Source organism: Candidatus Magnetaquicoccus inordinatus, from assembly GCF_004217665.1.
Classification (GTDB): Bacteria; Pseudomonadota; Magnetococcia; order Magnetococcales; family Magnetaquicoccaceae; genus Magnetaquicoccus; species Magnetaquicoccus inordinatus.
In genome coordinates, this window is the sequence record NZ_RXIU01000059.1 from 1 (window position 1) to 16,694 (window position 16,694).

The following is a 16,694-nucleotide window of genomic DNA, read 5'->3' on the forward strand; positions in this document are numbered from 1 at the left end:
GGGATTCCATCCCTGGACCCGGCCAGGGAGGTGCCCTCCCTGGACCCGCAGTTGTTTTGTGTGGTGAATAGTTACAAAATTTTTAGCCTTTTTCATCATGATAATAAAGGTTGGCAATTTTTTGCACCTCTGGTGTGTTCAAATAGGGCATATATTGACGATCCTCCCCCAGAATATGCCCAGTCAACCAGTTGGTCAGAAAAACCACCACTTCATCAATGACGTGGAAGCGTCCCTCTTCATCCTCCGCTTTAAGGAAGCGTGAGCGAAATTCACACAAATTTTCCCGAATTTTGTCGTGCAGATTTTCATGCTCTTCAGTAGCGGGAAAGCCTCCCTTGCGCATCAGTCGCTCCTCAAAACGGAAATGACTGGTGACATAGCCTCGTAACTGCACAAAAATTTTATCGATTTCATCGACAGCCCGGTTGTTGTGAATCGCCTCCATCAAACTGGCAAACAGTTGAAACAAACGTTGATGTTGGTCATCAATCGGTCCGACACCCACACTATATTCTGCTTTCCACATCGAAGTTCACCTCGCACCGCAGGGGTTGATCCGCAACTGGCAAACATTCCCCGTGTGGGGGGCGACAGCCAAAGCTGCCACGTCTCACCTCAGGGGGTTGATCCGCAACTGGCAAACATTCTGCCCCCTCTGCGCAGCTCTCTCAAGCATTATTAATCAAAACGCAAAAAAAATTTTGGAACTTTTTGCGCTTCTATGGTAACAAATTTGGCATTTGCCTTATTTTTTTACGTGAGCCTTGTGGGCGAGCGTTGTAATCCAAAATAGAGACACTGTGATCCCATCCTTCCCATTTGCAGAGTGAGGTTGAACCGTGAGCGAACAACAGGAGCAGAAAAAAGAGTTTGCACTGAATCCTACCCCCATGTTGGACCAGTTGGAGTCCGGTCCTTGGCCCAGCTTTATCAAAGGGTTCAAGGAGAGCGTCAACAGAACAGAAAAAACCATGATTCGCGGTGTGTTGGATCAGTTGAATTTTTCTTACGAGACCCGCATGGGTTACTGGAAGGGTGGAGTGGTTGGGGTGCATGGCTATGGGGCCGGTATCATCAGCCGCTACAGCATGATCAGCGACCAGTTTCCCGAAGCAACCGAATTTCATACCATGCGTATCCAACCGGCACCCGGTCTGCACTATAGCAGCAAAGCTCTGCGCGAAGTGTGTGACATCTGGGAAAAATATGGTTCCGGTTTGCTCTCTATGCACGGGCAGACGGGTAACCTGCAACTGCAAGGTATCAAGGCGGAGCATGTCCAAGCCTGCTTTGATGAGCTCAATCAATTGGGTTGGGATCTGGGTGGTGCGGGTGCAACCGTGCGTACCGGAGCCTCCTGTGTCGGTCCGGCCCGCTGCGAGCAAGCCTGCTATGATACCCTCGGTGTGCATGGCAAAGTGCTTAGCTACTATGCCGATTTGACCCACCGTCCGCAGCTTCCGTATAAATCAAAGTTTAAGTTTTCTGGTTGTCCCAACGATTGCACCAACAGCATCCAACGTGCCGACTATTCGGTGATCGGCACCTGGAAGGATGATATTCAAATCGATACCCAAGAGATGGAAAATTTTATTGAGAAAAAAGGCATCGATTATGTGGTCAATAATGTGATCAGCCGCTGTCCGACGCAAGCGATTACCTTGCAGGGCAAACAACTGGTCATCGACAATCGTAACTGTGTGCGCTGCATGCACTGTCTCAATGTGATGCCCAAAGCCCTCTCCCCAGGCAAAGAACGCGGAATCACCTTGCTGGTCGGTGGCAAAGGCCATCTCAAAGTGGGCAATATGCTCGGCTCTGTGATGGTGCCATTCATGAAAATGGAAACCGAAGAAGATATGGATGCCTTTATCGAACTGATTGACAAAATGATCGACTATTGGTCGGAAAATGGCCTGGATCACGAACGGATTGGTGAAACCATCGAACGGGTTGGTGTGCATCAATTTCTCGATGCCATCGGTATGGAAGCCAATATTGATATGGTCGCCCATCCACGCGATAACCCGTTTTTCAAGGCGGATTTGACCCATAGCCCGGAAGCGGCATAAGCCAAGGACTGATCTTTGACCCAAACGATCCATACCGAAACAAGGAGTTTTATAAATGGCTGAACGTACTTGGAAAACCATCGAAAATGGCCCGCATGCGCTCGATGAGTTTTTGCACCCAATCAGTAAGAAAAATTATGGTCAATGGAAATATCATGAACGTCCCCGGCCGGGTGTTCTCAAACATGTGGCCTGGAGTGGTGATGTGCTCTATACGGTTCGTGCCGCTACCCATCGCCAAGTGACAGTGGATATTGTGCGTCGTCTCTGCGATTTGGCCGATAAATATTCCGATGGTTTTTTGCGTTGGACCATTCGTAACAATGTTGAATTTATGACCCCCAATGCAGCCAATGTTGATCCCTTGATTCAAGAGCTGGAAGCTGCCGGTCATCCCGTCGGGGGGACTGGACCCTCGGTGAGTGCCATTGCCCATACCCAAGGTTGGCTGCACTGTGATATTCCAGCCATTGATGCTTCTGGTGTAGCCAAAAGTATCATGGATGCTCTCTTTCATGATTTTGCCCATGAAGAGATGCCCAACCGGGTCCGTCTCTCAACCTCCTGCTGTGAAATCAACTGCGGCGGGCAGGCCGATATTGCCGTGGTGGTTCAGCATACCCGTCCCCCGCGCATCAATCATGAGATTCTGGCCAATGTCTGCGAAATGCCCAGCACGGTGGCCCGTTGCCCTGTGGCAGCGATACGGCCCACCACTGTCAACGGTAAACCCTCCCTGATGGTGGTGGAGGAGAAGTGCATCTATTGCGGGGCCTGCTTTGGTGCCTGCCCGGCCATGGAGATCAACCATCCCGAGCACTCCAAATTGGCTGTCTGGGTGGGTGGCAAAAACTCCAATGCGCGCAGCAAACCCGCCAACATGAAGCTGGTTGCCCATGGTCTGCCCAACAATCCCCCCCGTTGGCCAGAGGTGACCGAGGTGCTGAAACGGATTCTCGGCGCCTACAAAGCGGGTGGACGCGATTGGGAGCGTCTGGGCGAATGGATCGAGCGCATCGGTTGGCGTCGTTTCTTTGAGGAGACCGGGCTTGCCTTTGATAAATCGATGATTGACAACTACCGCCACGCCAGGGTATCGCTCAATCAATCCGCCCACATTCGTTTCTAGGGGAGAGTGTTATGTTACACACCAACCCTATTCACCGCTCTGCCATAGAGTGGGAATATAATCCTCTGCTCCAGGAGAGCGGATTGGATCGGATTGTCGCCTACGGCGATCGCAGCGGTAAATGTCCGACCTATGTGGAACGTCTGCCACCCTGCAGCAATGCCTGTCCGGCAGGCGAAGATATTCGTGGCTATCACAATCTGGTGCGTGGTATCTGGAAAGATGGGGATGATGCTTGGGCCGCTGCCTTTCGTCGCTTGACCCAAACCAATCCCTTTCCGGCCGTGATGGGTCGGGTCTGTCCTGCCCCCTGTCAAAGCGCCTGCAACCGGCAGTTTCGTGATGAAACCATCCATATCAATGCCGTGGAACAGGCTATCGGTGAATATGCCATCGAGAAAAAATTGAGCTTTCCCAAACCGAGCCAAAGCACCGGAAAAAAAATGGCGGTGGTTGGCGCCGGTCCAGGAGGGCTCTCCTGTGCCTACCATTTGGCGCGACGTGGCCATAGTGTGGTGATCTATGAAGCGCAGGAAAAGTTGGGGGGCATGATGCGCTATGGGATCATGGGTTACCGGGTGAGCCGGGAGACCCTTGATGCAGAAATAGAGCGCATTATTGCTATGGGAATGGAGGTGCGGACGGGAATCCGTGTCGGTGTTGATGTCACCCTGGAGCAGTTGAGCAAGGAATATGATGCGGTGTTTCTGGCCGTTGGGGCGCAAAAAGGGCGCGCTTTACCCATTCCTGGCGCCCAAGGTTCCGGTGTCACCAATGCCATCGACTTTTTGCAGCAGTTTGAAAAGTTGGGCGAAGCGATGCCTATCGGCAAAAAGGTGACAGTCATCGGCGATGGCGATGTGGCCATGGATGTGGCCCGTCTGGCTTTGCGCCTGGGTGCACAAGCCTCCTTGATCTCAGCGGTTCCCCGCGAAGAGATGAAATGTTCGGCCTTTGAGTTTAATGAAGCGGTTGCCGAAGGTACGCAAATTCACTATCTGGCTGGTACTGTTTCCGTCCAACGCAACGGTGATCAGGTGACCGGGTTGCAATGTATCAAAATGGTCAAAAAGGCCAAAGGCGAAGAGGGATGGGATCATCCCATTCCCTTTTTCCGTTTCAAAGCGGAAGCCGGTACAGAGTTTGTCATCGAAACCGATATGGTGGTTGCCTCCATCGGGCAAAGCACCGATATGACCGGGTTGGAGAAAAGTACTGCCGGCGGTCCCTGGTTGAAGGTCGATCACAACCAGAAAATTGAAGGGTTTCACAATCTCTTCGGTGGTGGCGATGCGGTGCAGATTACGCTGTTGACTACCGCCATCGGTCATGGTCGCAAGGCTGCTGAAGCGATGGATCGTCTGGCCAATGGTCTGCCTTTGCCTGGCAAACCGCCACGCCGGGATGTGGTTCGTTATGAAAAGTTGAAAGCGGACTATTTTATTCCGGTCAGCCAACAAAAACGCCGTGTTGAGCATCCACAAATTGTCAAAGGTTCTTGGCAGGAGGTGTTGGTGCCGCTCACTCTCGAGCAGGCCAAGCAGGAATCTTCCCGTTGTATGAGTTGTGGTCTCTGTTTTGAATGCAATCAGTGCATGCTTTTCTGTCCCCAGCATGCCATCACCCGTTTTTCTGGCAATCCAGAAGGGGAGGTGATGTTTACCTATTATGAAAAGTGTGTGGGCTGCCACATCTGTGCCGAAGTCTGTCCCACCGGTTATATCGACATGGGTATGGATTGATTGAGAGGGTGACAATGGATACATCGAAGTTGGTACAACAAATGGATCAAGCCATCAATGATGCCCGCAAGTGGGCAGAAAGTGGTTGGCCGATGCGCTTTGGGCGCAATGATGTGCTGGTCTCCTCTTTGTCGGCTGCCAAACAGCAATCGGAGCGGTTTGTCAATGGTCAGGAGGCGCTGGCCTATTGGCGTAGCGTCGAAGAGGCGGGTCAAGAGAGTGCTGCCCAAGGAGAACGGGCCAAACAGGCCCTGCTGCAGGGTGATCAGCGTCTTGCCGAAGGGGCGCTCTATTTTGCCGCTTTTATTGAAAAACGTCTGAATCGGCCAACCCAGACCTGGGAACCGGTTTTGGCGTCGTTGCGCAGTGCAAAGAGTTTGTGAACAAATCGTCGCGAGCAAGTCCACGGGCAAGGCGCAGGTGATTGAGCGACGGGACATATCAAACAGATAGGCGAGGAGCGAAAGAGCCTGCAACGCCGCCCGTGGGCTGCACAGCAGATTTATGCACAAGCTCAAAGAAATAATCTGTACTCCTGGGGCCAGATCGGGAACTGAACCGCTGGCCCCATGGTCTTTCTTGCAGGGCAATCGCATTTGAAAATCAGAAAATTATTAGGGAGGTCCAGGAGGAGATTATCTCCTCCTGGTGGGTGCAGGGCAAAGCCCTGCTGGTAATGTGCGGCGTTTCACAAAAGCGAATGCTTTAGCATTCGCGCACGCCGCACAGATTTGTGCCCCGCAGGGGCACTCTTTGGGAGGGCGGACGCCCGACATGCACAGTTTCGCTTGTAGCAACAGTGAGGAGATTGGCAAATGCGATTGCCCTGGTCTTTCTTGCCAGCTTTCTTTTGCAGCACCAGTTCTTGTGTTATTGTCTTTTATGGGGTTGGGATCAGCGATTGGGGCCCAGATGCTCTTTGCCACATTGCGGACAACGCCAGGCGCGACCCCCACCTTGCCACAGATCATCATTTTTTTGCAGACACTCGGTGCATAAGGCAAAGCCACACGGACAGGCCCAGGAAAATCCTGGATCGGCATGACAGGCTACGCAGGCCGGAAACTGTTTGCCTTTGCGGCGGCGTGGCAACTCGCTATCCTGGTTTGGCTTGGAATATTCCATGGTTTTTGCAATTCCTTCCTACGCGGTTAAACGCCCAGCACTGGCAATAGCAAGGAGTGAGTATGTCTTCAGATCTCTCCCCACTGGAATCCTATCGTATCATCAACGAGCCCTATTATGAAGCGGTGGCCAACGAGTGTGAACTCTTTTCTGCAGCTTTTGCCAACAGGTTGCCCATTCTGCTCAAAGGTCCGACCGGTTGCGGAAAAACCCGCTTTGTCGAACGTATGGCCTGGCAGCTCGGCAGACCTCTGCTCACGGTCTCTTGCCATGAAGATATGACCACCAGTGATCTGGTTGGTCGGTTTTTGGTGATCGGTGGGGAGACCGTTTGGCGCGACGGTCCTCTGACCATGGCAGTACGCCATGGTGCCATCTGTTATCTCGACGAAATTGTCGAAGCACGCAAGGATACCACGGTGGTTATCCATCCCCTGGCCGATGATCGGCGCCTGCTGCCGATCGAAAAATTGGGCACTGTTTTGCGTGCTCCCCCGGAATTTGCTTTGGTCATCTCCTATAATCCCGGTTACCAGAGTGTACTCAAAGAGCTCAAGCAGAGTACCAGACAACGCTTTGTGGCCTTGGAGTTTGACTATCCCAAGACGGGACTGGAAAAAACCATCATCCAAAAGGAGAGTGGAGTCTCCTTCGGTATGGCGTCGGCCCTGGTCCAGTTTGCCCAGTTGACCCGCAATCTGAAAGGCAACGGTTTGGAGGAGGGGGCCAGCACCCGTTTGTTGGTGCATGCTGGTCGCTTGATTCAGAGTGGTCGTACTCCCAGCGAAGCCTGTACTGCCGCCATTACCCATGCCCTTACCGATGATGCCGATCTCATCGCTGCCATTACCGCTTTGCAGGAGTCGGTATTGGGAACGGCTGATGGCGATTGATCTTTCTCCAAACATGTTGCAACTGGAAGAGCGGTTGGAGGAGTGGCTGGCAGCGGCTCTCTCCACACGGCGCACCGTTGGTAAATTGGTGGAACGGCTATCCTGTTATTCCGAGGAGCAGCAACAACCTCTTTTGCATTGGTTGCCGATTCTCAGCCGCATCAATCCTGAACTGGCCTTTCAAGCAACGCAACAGATGATCCCGTTTTTGGCTACCCTGGATCCTCCCAGCCTCTCACTTTGGATCTCTGCGGTGATTGACCGTTATGATCAACTGGGGCTGCAGGCTGCTTTGTTGCGTCTGCGTGAAGGGCCCATGCGGCAAAAACAGCAAGAGCAGACTCTTCTGCTCGATGAAATGATTGCCATGTTGCAAGCCTTCGTCACCGCTTTGGGGGGGCGCTCCCTTTTTGTTGCCAGCAGCGAGCAGGCTGGTGGCTATACCAACACAGCGACACTGTTTCTCCCTGCCTCTCTCGCGCATCTGCCCAGCCAAGCCGGCAATCGTACTCTGTATCAAAGCATGGCCGCCCATCTGTGGGGATTGGCGCGCTTTGGCACCTTTTTTCCACAACTGCCGGAACGGTTGCAGCAATATGCTGATCCTGAGCAGGCCGGTCGTCTGTATATGATTTTGGAGGGCTCGCGTGTTGACGCCAAAATCGCACCTCTTTTGCCAGGATTGGCCCGTTTTATGGCCTCTTTGCAGAAGAAACGTGCTCTCTCTTCTCTCTGGCAGGAGGCGATTAGCCAACTGACGCAGCCAGAGGCCAGCGCCCAATTGACTCTCTCTTTGTTGCCCACTCTGCTTGAGCAGCCACTACCGGAGGCGTTGCCCTATCACGGTCTGCCCTTGTGGCAACCGGCCATGACCACGCTGCTCAAACGCATCGCCGAGGAAAAACGTCGTTTTCGCCAACTTCTCGGCGAGACTCGCGACTCCCGCACCCCGGTGGAGATGCCAGTTGTTGCCGGTCACTCTTTTTTGTTTTCGTCCGCTGAAGAGGGGATGCGTTTTAATATGTCTCTGGAAGGGCAACCGTTGCGCCCACCAGATGAGCTGCAGCTTTTGCTTCGCTCCATTGTTCAGGATCTGGGGCAAATGCCTCCCGAATATCTGAGTCCAGCCGGATCGGCAGGCTATCGCAGCGATGCCGTATCAGCGCAAGAGACGACAACCAATCGCTATGATTTTGCTCCGCCAGAAGATGGTTCACTGTTTGCTTATGATGAGTGGGATTATCAACGCAACAGTTATCGCAAAGAGTGGTGCCTGTTAAGTGAGCGGCCTATTCCTCCCGGAGAGGAGAAGATTGTGCAGGAGACTTTGCACAAATATCAAGGAGTCTGGCAGGGGATTCGCCGTCGCTTTGAGATGTTGCGTGGCGAAGATCAGTGGCAGCGTCGGCAATTGTTTGGCGATGAAATTGATATGGATGCGCTTTTGCACGCCTGGAGCGATTTTCAGGCTGGACAAGAGATGGATGAACGGCTGTTTCGTCATCGGCACAGGCGGCAGCGCAATGTGGCGACCCTGCTTTTGGTCGATATGAGTGGTTCCACCAAGGGATGGGTCAATCAGGCCATTCGCGAAAGTCTGGTGCTCTTTAGTCACGCCTTGCACCATCTTCAGGATCGTTTTGCCCTCTATGGTTTTTCCAGTATGACGCGCAAACAGTGCCATCTCTACTGCATCAAAAGCTTTACCCAACAGCAACTGGCCACTCTGGAACCCGCTATTGCCGGAGTGCAAGCCATGGATTATACCCGGATGGGGGTGTTTATCCGTCATGCCAGTACTCTGCTCAACCAACAAGAGGCCAAAACACGACTCCTGATCACCCTTTCCGACGGCAAGCCAGAGGATTATGATAGCTTTTTGGGTGGCTATCGTGGCCAATATGCCATCGAAGATACCCGTACCGCCTTGCTGGAAGCCCGACGCAGTGGTATTCACCCCTTCTGTATTACCATTGACCGCGAGGCCCGTGCCTATCTTCCCCGTCTGTACGGTCCAGCACGCTATGTACTCCTGGAGGATGTGCGTCAATTACCCTTGCGTATTGCGGATATTTATAGAAAGCTCACCAGTAGATGAGCCGTTTTTCTTGGTGCTAGCGGAGTCCCTTTTTTCAGGAAAAATGTTATGTCCCAGTTTGTTGTACCCTACAGAGTCTCTCTTCTTCTCTTCTTGTTGGCCCTGTTGCTCGCCCCACAGCCACTGCGCAGCGATACAGCCAAAGCAATCCATGAACTGCAGAACAGCAACCAGGCCATCCTTGCCTCACCCTGGACCACGCTTTTGCCGGCACAACCGGCAGGGAGTGGCTTTACACTCAGTAAAAATGGTCAACTTGCCATTAAGGGGCAAGCAATTACTCCGCAGATTCAAGTGCATAATGGCGACGGAAAAAAACAGTTGGCCCCCATCTCCGTCAATATCTCTCCTGTGAGTCCCAGCAAACGCTTTGCTCTGCTCACCGCCTGTGAACCTCCTGCCGATGGCAGCAGCATGTGTTGGTTTCAATATCTGTTGGATCTGAAACAACATCGTCTGCACGAGCTGACCTGGGCCAAATATCCCACTCCGACCACCGTATGGTGGCAGGCTCAGGAACGTTTCAGTGTGCTACCCGTAGGGGATGAGGGAGATATATGGCTGGCGGTGATCGATTTGGAAAAAAAAGAGAGCCGTGATGTGCAATTTTATGACTTTGCCCTGGAGAGTGCCAGCAGCCTCGCCTGCTCCTTGCCAGAGCAGGATGGCTATACTCTGGATTTGCGCACTCTCCAATGGTTGGATAATAAAAAGCTTTCGATAAACCTGGTGCTCTCTTGTGGCAGCGAAAAGAGCACTCTGCGCACGGTCAAAACCATCGTGGATCTCTCCACAGGAGAGCTGCAGAGAGCGACAGAAGCGGGCAAAGCATCCGGCAAGATGCCAGCCGATCCTGTAGCAAAAGGCCAGTCAGCCAATATAAAATCGGAAAAAGAACCAGCACGTTGATTTCGATCGAGAGCTGTTTCTCTCTCAAGAGGGGGAGGCGGAAACAGTTGTTCTATTTGTTTATTTCATCACAGGAGCCGTTTTATATGGATACCCTCACCGCCATCAGCAGTCGTCGTTCCGTCAAACATTTTGATCCCAACCATCGCATGAGCGAAGCTGAAGAGGAGCAGCTTTTGCAGTTGGCGCTGTTATCCCCAACCGCTTTTAATATTCAACATTGGCGTTTTTTGGTTGTTCGGGATCCTCAGTTACGCCAGCAACTGCGTCAGCTCTCCTGGAACCAACCCCAGGTCACCGACTCTTCCCTTTATGTGATTCTCTGTGCCGATTTGCAGGCATGGAATAAAGAGCCGGAACGCTATTGGCAAAATGCCGCCGAACATGTGCGGCAATGGATTGTCAAGGCCATGGCCGACTATTATGGAGCCTTTCCCCAGACGCAGCGCGACGAAGCCATACGCTCTTGTGGTATGGCAGCGCAGACCATCATGCTGGCTGCCAAAGCCATGGGCTATGACTCCTGCCCAATGGCTGGATTTGATTATGCTGCGGTCGGTGCGTTGATCCGGTTGCCAGCCGACCATATCGTGGTCATGAGCATTGCTATCGGTAAACCTTTGCAACCCGCGCAGGCGCGTGCCGGGCAGTTGCCCTTGTCAGTCGTGCGTCTGCTGGATCGTTTTCCTGAACAGTCGTAGCTGCTGCTGGGGGAGAGGGGGGCAGAGCTGCGCACTGTGACGGGAGGTGTCGCTACAACGACACAACCCAAAACGGGAGGTGTCGCTACAACGACACAACCCAAGGAGATCAGCTCGCTTTCCCAAACTCCCCCAAATCTCTGCAGAGGTTGTTCAGCTTTCCGGGCGTGGCGGATCACGATGCTTCTCCATGATCTCCACCGCTTGTGGCAAAACTTGCTGAAACAGGGCCACCAGATGGGGATCAAAATGGCTCCCGGAATCACCTTCGAGAATGGTCATGGCCTGGGCAACTGTCCAGGCCTTTTTGTAGGGTCGTTGTGCAGTCAAGGCATCAAAGACATCGGCAATGGCCACGATGCGGCCACTCAGCGGGATTGTCTCCCCGGATAAACCATGTGGATAGCCGTTGCCATCCCATTTTTCATGATGGGTCAGGGCAATCTCCTTGGCCATGCTCAGCAGCTCGGCCTGATGGTCGCCGATAATTTCCGCTCCCATCTTAGGATGAGTTTCGATAATCTTGCGCTCATCGGCATCCAAAGGGCCTGGTTTACGCAGGATACGGTCGGGTACGCCAATTTTACCGATGTCGTGCATCGGAGCAGCATTAAATAAAAGATCGGTCCACTCTTCGCTGATAGCCAATTTTTCAGCAATCAGGCGGGCATAGTGACTCATGCGGATTACATGCAGGCCGGTTTCATTATCCTTGAACTCAGCCGCCCGCCCCAGACGGCGAATGATCTCCAAACGGGTGGCCAACAACTCCTGAGTACGTTGGCGCACCAAACTCTCTAAAGTGCGGCGCTGGTCATACAGTGCCAACTGGGTGCGTACCCGCAACTCCACAATCGGCGGTGAAATCGGTTTGGTGATATAGTCTACGGCTCCCAATTCCAGGCCATGTTTTTCATCCTCGACCTCAATTTTGGCCGTGATAAAAATGACCGGAATGGGAGCGGTAAAAGGATCGGCTTTCAATCGACGACAGACTTCATAACCATCCATTTCTGGCATCATGATGTCCAACAAAATCATGTCTGGTCGGGGCTCACTGCGGGCGATACGCAACGCTTTCTCACCGTTCAAGGCCGCTTTGACCCGATATTCGGCACGCAAAATACCGCTCAACACATCGATATTTTCTGTGGTATCATCCACTACCAGAATGGTGGCGCGCTCTGCATGGCCCAGCATCATTGCCTATTCCTTCCCTTCCCGATTGCAGCACACTTTTATATTTGTGACGATTCTGCCCCTGATTCTACAGTATTGTTTTAGTCTATTATACGGACAGAGCTTCGCCAAGCAGAGAAAAGCAAGTGACAGTAGCCTCTCCTCTGCGCTATCCTGACAGACAAGAAAAAGGGGGGCATGGGCTGGAAAAGCACACTTGGATGCACATGAACAATCACCCGATCCATTATTTTATTTTCCGACTGGCAGAACAACTGTTTGCCATCACCGTCAGTGATGTGGAGAGAGTTTTTCGTGCCCTCTGGGTGACCCCCATTCCCGACTCTCCTCCCCTGTTGCGTGGGGTGGTCAATCTGCGGGGTCGCGTCTTGCCAGTATTCAACCTGCACTCGCGCCTGGAGTTGCCAGAAAAAGCGGTTGACACTACCGATCGTCTGGTGTTGCTGCCGGGCCAGTTTTCCTGTTGTTTTTTTGTTGATCATGTAGAAGGGGTGCTCTCCTTTCACAAAGAGGAGATCTTTCCACCCACCCGTTTTTCTGCACACCTGGAGCAGATCCTGGAAGGGATCGTGCAGTATCGTCAGGAAACGGTGTTGCTCCTACCGATCAGACACATTGTTCACCCATTATTGGCACAGACGCAACCTTTGTTACAGGGATTGCCGGCATGAATCGGGATCCAGAGGTGGGAGTGGTTGCTCCGTTTTTGGATCCGCTGGATCAGGATCTTTTGCTGCGGATTATTCAGCAACGGCTGGGCTTTCACTTTTCCGAGGAGCGTTTGCCGGATCTGTTCCGGGCACTGCGGGAAATGGCCGCAGATCGGGGCCTTTCCAGTGTGGATAAACTGGTCAAATGGCTACTCTATCAGGCCAATAACGATGAGCAGTTGCAGATCATGGCCCGCTATTTGACCATCGGAGAGAGCTATTTTTTTCGCGATGAAAAAAATTTTGAACGCTTGATCAAAACCATTTTACCTCCTCTCCTGCACCAAGCCAAAACCCCTTTGACTGTGTGGAGTGCGGGTTGCAGCACGGGAGAAGAGCCCTATACCATGGCCATCATGTTGGCCATGCACGGCCTTGCCGAGTCAGATGTGCGCATTATTGCCAGTGATGTCAATCCTGATGCCTTGTCGCGGGCTGTGCTAGGGCGCTATACCTCCTGGTCGTTTCGCCACGCTCTCCCGGAGGTGCAAAAACGTTTTTTTCAGCGCACTCCAGATAATCAATGGCAAATTTGTGACTCCATCCGTAGTCGGGTCTGTTTTCTGCCAATCAATTTGGTGGAGAACAACTATCCCGCTCCATTGGATCAGCCGCAATCTGTGGCAGTCATCTTTTGCCGTAATGTGTTAATGTATTTTAGTCCAGGACACCGAGAACAGATTGTTGGTCAACTGGCTGCACGCTTGCACGAAGGAGGATGGTTGATAGTCAGTCCGAGCGAAGCGGCGCTGATTCGGCATCGGCAACTGCTGGTGCGCCAGGCAGCGGAGCCCAATCTGTTTTATAAAAACTCTTTGGGAGAGAGTCTCCCACTCAAACGCTATACACCGGCTCCCTCTGCTCCGACCCACTCTGCGGCCAGTTCCTCCTGGTCGCGACCCTCTTCTGCAGCAGCACGGCGCACTCCTGTCAGCCACAGCCGAGAGCTGCAGTCAGCTCCCGTTGTGTCCTCTGGTCGCGATGCGCTGTTGCTGGAAGCAGAACAGCTCTTTCTGGCCAATCGTCTTTCCGAATCGGCGGATCTCTTGGAACGGCAGCGTGAGGAGAGTGCGCCCTCCTTGGCGCGTACTCTGCTGTTGGCACGAATTCAGGCCAATCTGGGGCGTCTGGAGCAGGCTGAGAAAAACTATCGCCAGGCGATAGCCCAGGATCGTTTGCAGGCAGAATATTATTACCAATTGGCGATGATTCTCCTGGCCAAAGGAGAACGCGATGAGGCAGAAACTGTTTTGGAACAGGTGCTTTTTTTGCAGCCGGACATGGTGATTGCTCATTTGCAATTGGCTACTTTGTGTCGTGACAAGAGACGCGCCCGTAAACATGTGGCTACACTGTGGCAGTTGCTGAAAGGGAGTGCTGCGGAGATGATGGTGCCGCATACCGAAGGGATGACGGTGCAGACCATTCGCCAGATTGTGCAGCAACTGGAAGGGGTGCTTCATGCTTGAGAAGAGGCAAAAGATCTTGCGGCAACGGGCAGAAGAGATGGCTCTGCCCGAACAGAGCACAGAAGAGGATCGGCAGGCACTGGCTGTGGTGGAGTTTACTCTCGGCGCAGAGCACTATGCGATTGAGCTGCGCCATGTTCGTGAAATTGTGCCTTTTCGTGAATTGACTCCCCTGCCTGGGGTGATGGAGGCTATCGCGGGGGTGATCAATTTGCGTGGCGAGATTGTGGCGCTTTTGGATCTGAAGCGGCTGTTTGCTTTGCCCGTTTCTGCTGCCGATGGCAACAGTCGCATATTGGTATTGCGCTCTGTGGATCGGGAGTTGGCTGTGCTGGCTGATGCGATTATTGGTGTGCGCCATCTCTCCTTGGCCAATACTCTGAGCTCTTTGCCGACCTTGAGCGGTTGGCGACAGGATTATCTGCTGGCGATTACTGCGGATCGGCTGATTGTGTTGGATGGGGGCAAAATCGTGATGGATCCGCGCCTGGTGGTGGGGTAGCGGGGCTTGTTAACCCGGAATCAGATAGGAAAATGGCATGAACAATTTGCGGATCGGCGTGCGTCTGGGGTTAGGATTTGCGTTGGTGTTGCTGACTTTCAGTATCGGATTTTTATTGTTTCTCAATCAACTGCATGAGGTGGAGGAGCAAACCGTGCGGGTGCGTGACAGCGCCATGCCGTTGGCTTTGCTTGCCGAAGAGATGGTGGGTGATGTCCATGCCGTGCAGCAGTTTTTGACCGATGCCGCTTTGACCGGTAACCGGGAGTCGGTGAGCGATGCCCAAGGACATGGCAAAAAGATGCGGGAAGGACTCGAAAAATTTAAGAAACATTATGCCGAACGCAAAATGGCCGAAGATATTCGCCGTTTGGAGGAGTTTCAGAAGGATTTTGAAACCTTGATCCAGACCGGCAGCAAAATGGTCGATGCCTATTTGGGGGCGGGCAAAGCGGCTGGAGATGCAATCATGGTCCATTTTGATAAGCAGTCGGAGCGGGTGCGCGATAGTATTGTGCCGTTGCGTGCGGCGATGGTCAAAGAGGCCCAAGAGAGCCTGCACTATGTGGCCCGTTTGACTGGACTGTTGAGTCTGCCCTTATGGATCACCATCGGCTTGATGATAATGATCGGAGTGGGTATTGCCTGGGTGATTACCCGCAGTATTACCCGTCCGTTGGCGCAACAAATGGAGTTTGCGCGCCGTCTGACCGCCTTTGATCTGCGCCAAAAGATCGATTTGGGGCAGCGCAATGATGAGTTGGGAGAGTTGGCGCAGACCATGAACAGTATGTTGAATCTGTTGCGCGAGCAGGTCAATCAAATCCTGGCCGGATCACTCTCCTTGGCCAGTGCGGGCAGTGAACTGGCGGCTACTGCGGCTCAATTGGCTGCCAATTCGGTGGAGACCTCCACTACGGTGATGCAGGTCAGCGCCACGGTGGAGGAGGTGCGTCATACCGCCCATTTGACCAATGATCGGGCACTGGAAATGGTGCAAGAGGCGCGCACAGTGCGTGAGGTAGCCCGTTCCGGTGGCAACGCTTCGGTGCAGGCATTGACCGGCATTACCCGTATTAAAGAGGAGATGGATGCCATTGCCGGCAGCATCATCCGCCTGAGTGAACAGACCCAAAATATCGGGGAAATTGTCTCTTCGGTAAACGATATTACCGATCAATCCAACCTTTTGTCGGTCAATGCCGCCATTGAGGCTGCCAAGGCGGGAGAGGCAGGACGCGGTTTTGCCGTGGTAGCCCAGGAGGTGAAAAATCTGGCCGAACAGTCGCGCGAAGCCACAGGGCAAATCAAGGTGATTCTCAACGATATTCAAAAGGCCACCTCTACTGCAGTGTTGGCGACGGAGCGGGGCAACAAATCGGTAGACAAAGGGGTGGAATTGGGACATGTCGCCGGTTCGGCCATCTCTACCTTTGAGGCCAGCGCTGAACGCAGTGAAATGGCTGCCGAACAGATCTCTGCCTCCAGTCAACAACAGTTGGGAGGCATGGATCAATTGGTCATCGCCATGGATAACATCAAACTGGCCACTACCCAGAACAGTGGGGCAGCCCGACAGTTGGAAGATTCCATTAAATCCTTGAACGCCTTGAGCCGCGATTTACAGGCGCTGACCCAACGTTTCCAACTGTAGTGGCGGAAAGTTTCTGGCCATGAACGAACAGGAACTGCTGCGCAAACTGCGCGAAGCTTTTCGTCAGGAAGCTGGGGAGCGTTTGTCTACCATTGGCAGCGCCCTGTTGGAGTTGGAAAAGGTGGGTTTGCAAGGGGTGTCGGCAGCACTGCTGGAGGGGATTTATCGGGATGCGCACAGTCTGAAGGGGGCGGCGCGGGCAGTCAGTCTGCGGGAGATGGAAGCGGTCTGCCAGGCCATGGAGGGGGTCTTTTCCGCTCTCAAAGGGGGCAGCTTGCCTCTCTCTCCTGGGCTGTTTGATCGTCTGCATCGTGCTATCGCCTTTTTGGAAAAGGTGTTGGCACGTGATCTCAATCAGCCTTTGCCGACGGCTGCCCGCCGTGATCTGCTGGCTTTGCTTGCAGAGTTGGAGGGAGTGGTGCAGAGCGTACAAAAGGGGAGAGCCTCACAGCCCTTGGCCACGACCTCCACTCTCGAAGCCCCCTCT

General features: G+C 53.1%; 16 protein-coding genes. 13 read left to right on the forward strand and 3 right to left on the reverse strand.

All coding sequences use genetic code 11. The annotated features are described in order from the left end of the window. Positions 1-82: 82 nt before the first annotated feature. Positions 83-529: a bacteriohemerythrin gene (locus EJP87_RS06360; protein ID WP_130471024.1), complete on the reverse strand. Its 447-nt coding sequence runs from the start codon at positions 527-529 to the stop codon at positions 83-85. Positions 530-893: 364 nt separating this feature from the next. Here EJP87_RS06360 and dsrA point away from each other — a divergent pair, with 364 nt between their 5' ends. The 4 genes from dsrA to EJP87_RS06380 are packed head-to-tail and all read left to right on the forward strand — an operon-like array spanning position 894 to position 5,329. Next, on the forward strand, positions 894-2,075 hold the full coding sequence (dsrA, locus tag EJP87_RS06365; RefSeq protein ID WP_130471038.1) for a dissimilatory-type sulfite reductase subunit alpha: 1,182 nt from the start codon (positions 894-896) through the stop codon (positions 2,073-2,075). A gap of 55 nt (positions 2,076-2,130) precedes the next feature. Next, positions 2,131-3,204: a dissimilatory-type sulfite reductase subunit beta gene (gene dsrB, locus EJP87_RS06370; RefSeq protein ID WP_130471025.1), complete on the forward strand. Its 1,074-nt coding sequence runs from the start codon at positions 2,131-2,133 to the stop codon at positions 3,202-3,204. A gap of 11 nt (positions 3,205-3,215) precedes the next feature. Next, positions 3,216-4,946, forward strand: coding sequence for an NAD(P)-binding protein (locus EJP87_RS06375; RefSeq protein ID WP_130471026.1), 1,731 nt, complete (start codon positions 3,216-3,218; stop codon positions 4,944-4,946). Between the two features lie 14 nt (positions 4,947-4,960). Beyond that, positions 4,961-5,329 (forward strand): hypothetical protein, encoded by a 369-nt coding sequence (locus EJP87_RS06380; protein ID WP_130471027.1) that lies wholly within the window; start codon positions 4,961-4,963, stop codon positions 5,327-5,329. 511 nt (positions 5,330-5,840) lie between these two features. Here EJP87_RS06380 and EJP87_RS06385 read toward each other — a convergent pair. Then, entirely contained in the window at positions 5,841-6,071 is a 231-nt protein-coding gene (locus EJP87_RS06385; protein ID WP_130471028.1) for a hypothetical protein, read from the reverse strand. 62 nt (positions 6,072-6,133) lie between these two features. Between EJP87_RS06385 and EJP87_RS06390 the strand changes: the two genes are divergently transcribed. From EJP87_RS06390 to EJP87_RS06405, 4 genes are all read left to right on the forward strand, one after another. Then, positions 6,134-6,964 (forward strand): CbbQ/NirQ/NorQ/GpvN family protein, encoded by an 831-nt coding sequence (locus tag EJP87_RS06390; RefSeq protein WP_130471029.1) that lies wholly within the window; start codon positions 6,134-6,136, stop codon positions 6,962-6,964. Next, positions 6,954-9,062 carry a nitric oxide reductase activation protein NorD gene (locus tag EJP87_RS06395; protein ID WP_130471030.1) on the forward strand — a complete coding sequence of 703 codons (2,109 nt, stop codon included), beginning with the start codon at positions 6,954-6,956 and terminating at the stop codon, positions 9,060-9,062. The genes EJP87_RS06390 and EJP87_RS06395 overlap by 11 nt, the downstream gene beginning before the upstream one ends. Positions 9,063-9,110: 48 nt before the next feature. Further along, positions 9,111-9,971 (forward strand): hypothetical protein, encoded by an 861-nt coding sequence (locus EJP87_RS06400; protein WP_130471031.1) that lies wholly within the window; start codon positions 9,111-9,113, stop codon positions 9,969-9,971. Positions 9,972-10,057: 86 nt separating this feature from the next. Then, positions 10,058-10,672 carry a nitroreductase family protein gene (locus tag EJP87_RS06405; protein ID WP_130471032.1) on the forward strand — a complete coding sequence of 205 codons (615 nt, stop codon included), beginning with the start codon at positions 10,058-10,060 and terminating at the stop codon, positions 10,670-10,672. Positions 10,673-10,825: 153 nt separating this feature from the next. Here the strand turns inward: EJP87_RS06405 and EJP87_RS06410 are convergent, their stop codons facing one another. Then, positions 10,826-11,875 carry an HD-GYP domain-containing protein gene (locus tag EJP87_RS06410; protein WP_130471033.1) on the reverse strand — a complete coding sequence of 350 codons (1,050 nt, stop codon included), beginning with the start codon at positions 11,873-11,875 and terminating at the stop codon, positions 10,826-10,828. A 122-nt stretch (positions 11,876-11,997) separates the two neighbouring features. Between EJP87_RS06410 and EJP87_RS06415 the strand changes: the two genes are divergently transcribed. The 5 genes from EJP87_RS06415 to EJP87_RS06435 form a co-directional block, all read left to right on the forward strand. Beyond that, the gene (locus EJP87_RS06415) at positions 11,998-12,543 is read left to right on the forward strand and encodes a chemotaxis protein CheW (RefSeq protein ID WP_130471034.1); all 546 of its coding nucleotides are present in this window, start codon (positions 11,998-12,000) and stop codon (positions 12,541-12,543) included. After that, positions 12,540-14,051, forward strand: coding sequence for a CheR family methyltransferase (locus EJP87_RS06420; RefSeq protein ID WP_130471035.1), 1,512 nt, complete (start codon positions 12,540-12,542; stop codon positions 14,049-14,051). Before EJP87_RS06415 ends, EJP87_RS06420 begins: the two co-directional genes overlap by 4 nt. Beyond that, positions 14,044-14,553, forward strand: a complete 510-nt coding sequence (locus EJP87_RS06425; protein WP_130471036.1) for a chemotaxis protein CheW — start codon at positions 14,044-14,046, stop codon at positions 14,551-14,553. The genes EJP87_RS06420 and EJP87_RS06425 overlap by 8 nt, the downstream gene beginning before the upstream one ends. 37 nt (positions 14,554-14,590) lie before the next feature. Beyond that, the gene (locus EJP87_RS06430) at positions 14,591-16,207 is read left to right on the forward strand and encodes a methyl-accepting chemotaxis protein (protein WP_130471037.1); all 1,617 of its coding nucleotides are present in this window, start codon (positions 14,591-14,593) and stop codon (positions 16,205-16,207) included. A gap of 19 nt (positions 16,208-16,226) precedes the next feature. Further along, positions 16,227-16,694 (forward strand): Hpt domain-containing protein (locus EJP87_RS06435; RefSeq protein WP_193771189.1); only part of this gene is annotated, 468 nt, incomplete at its 3' end.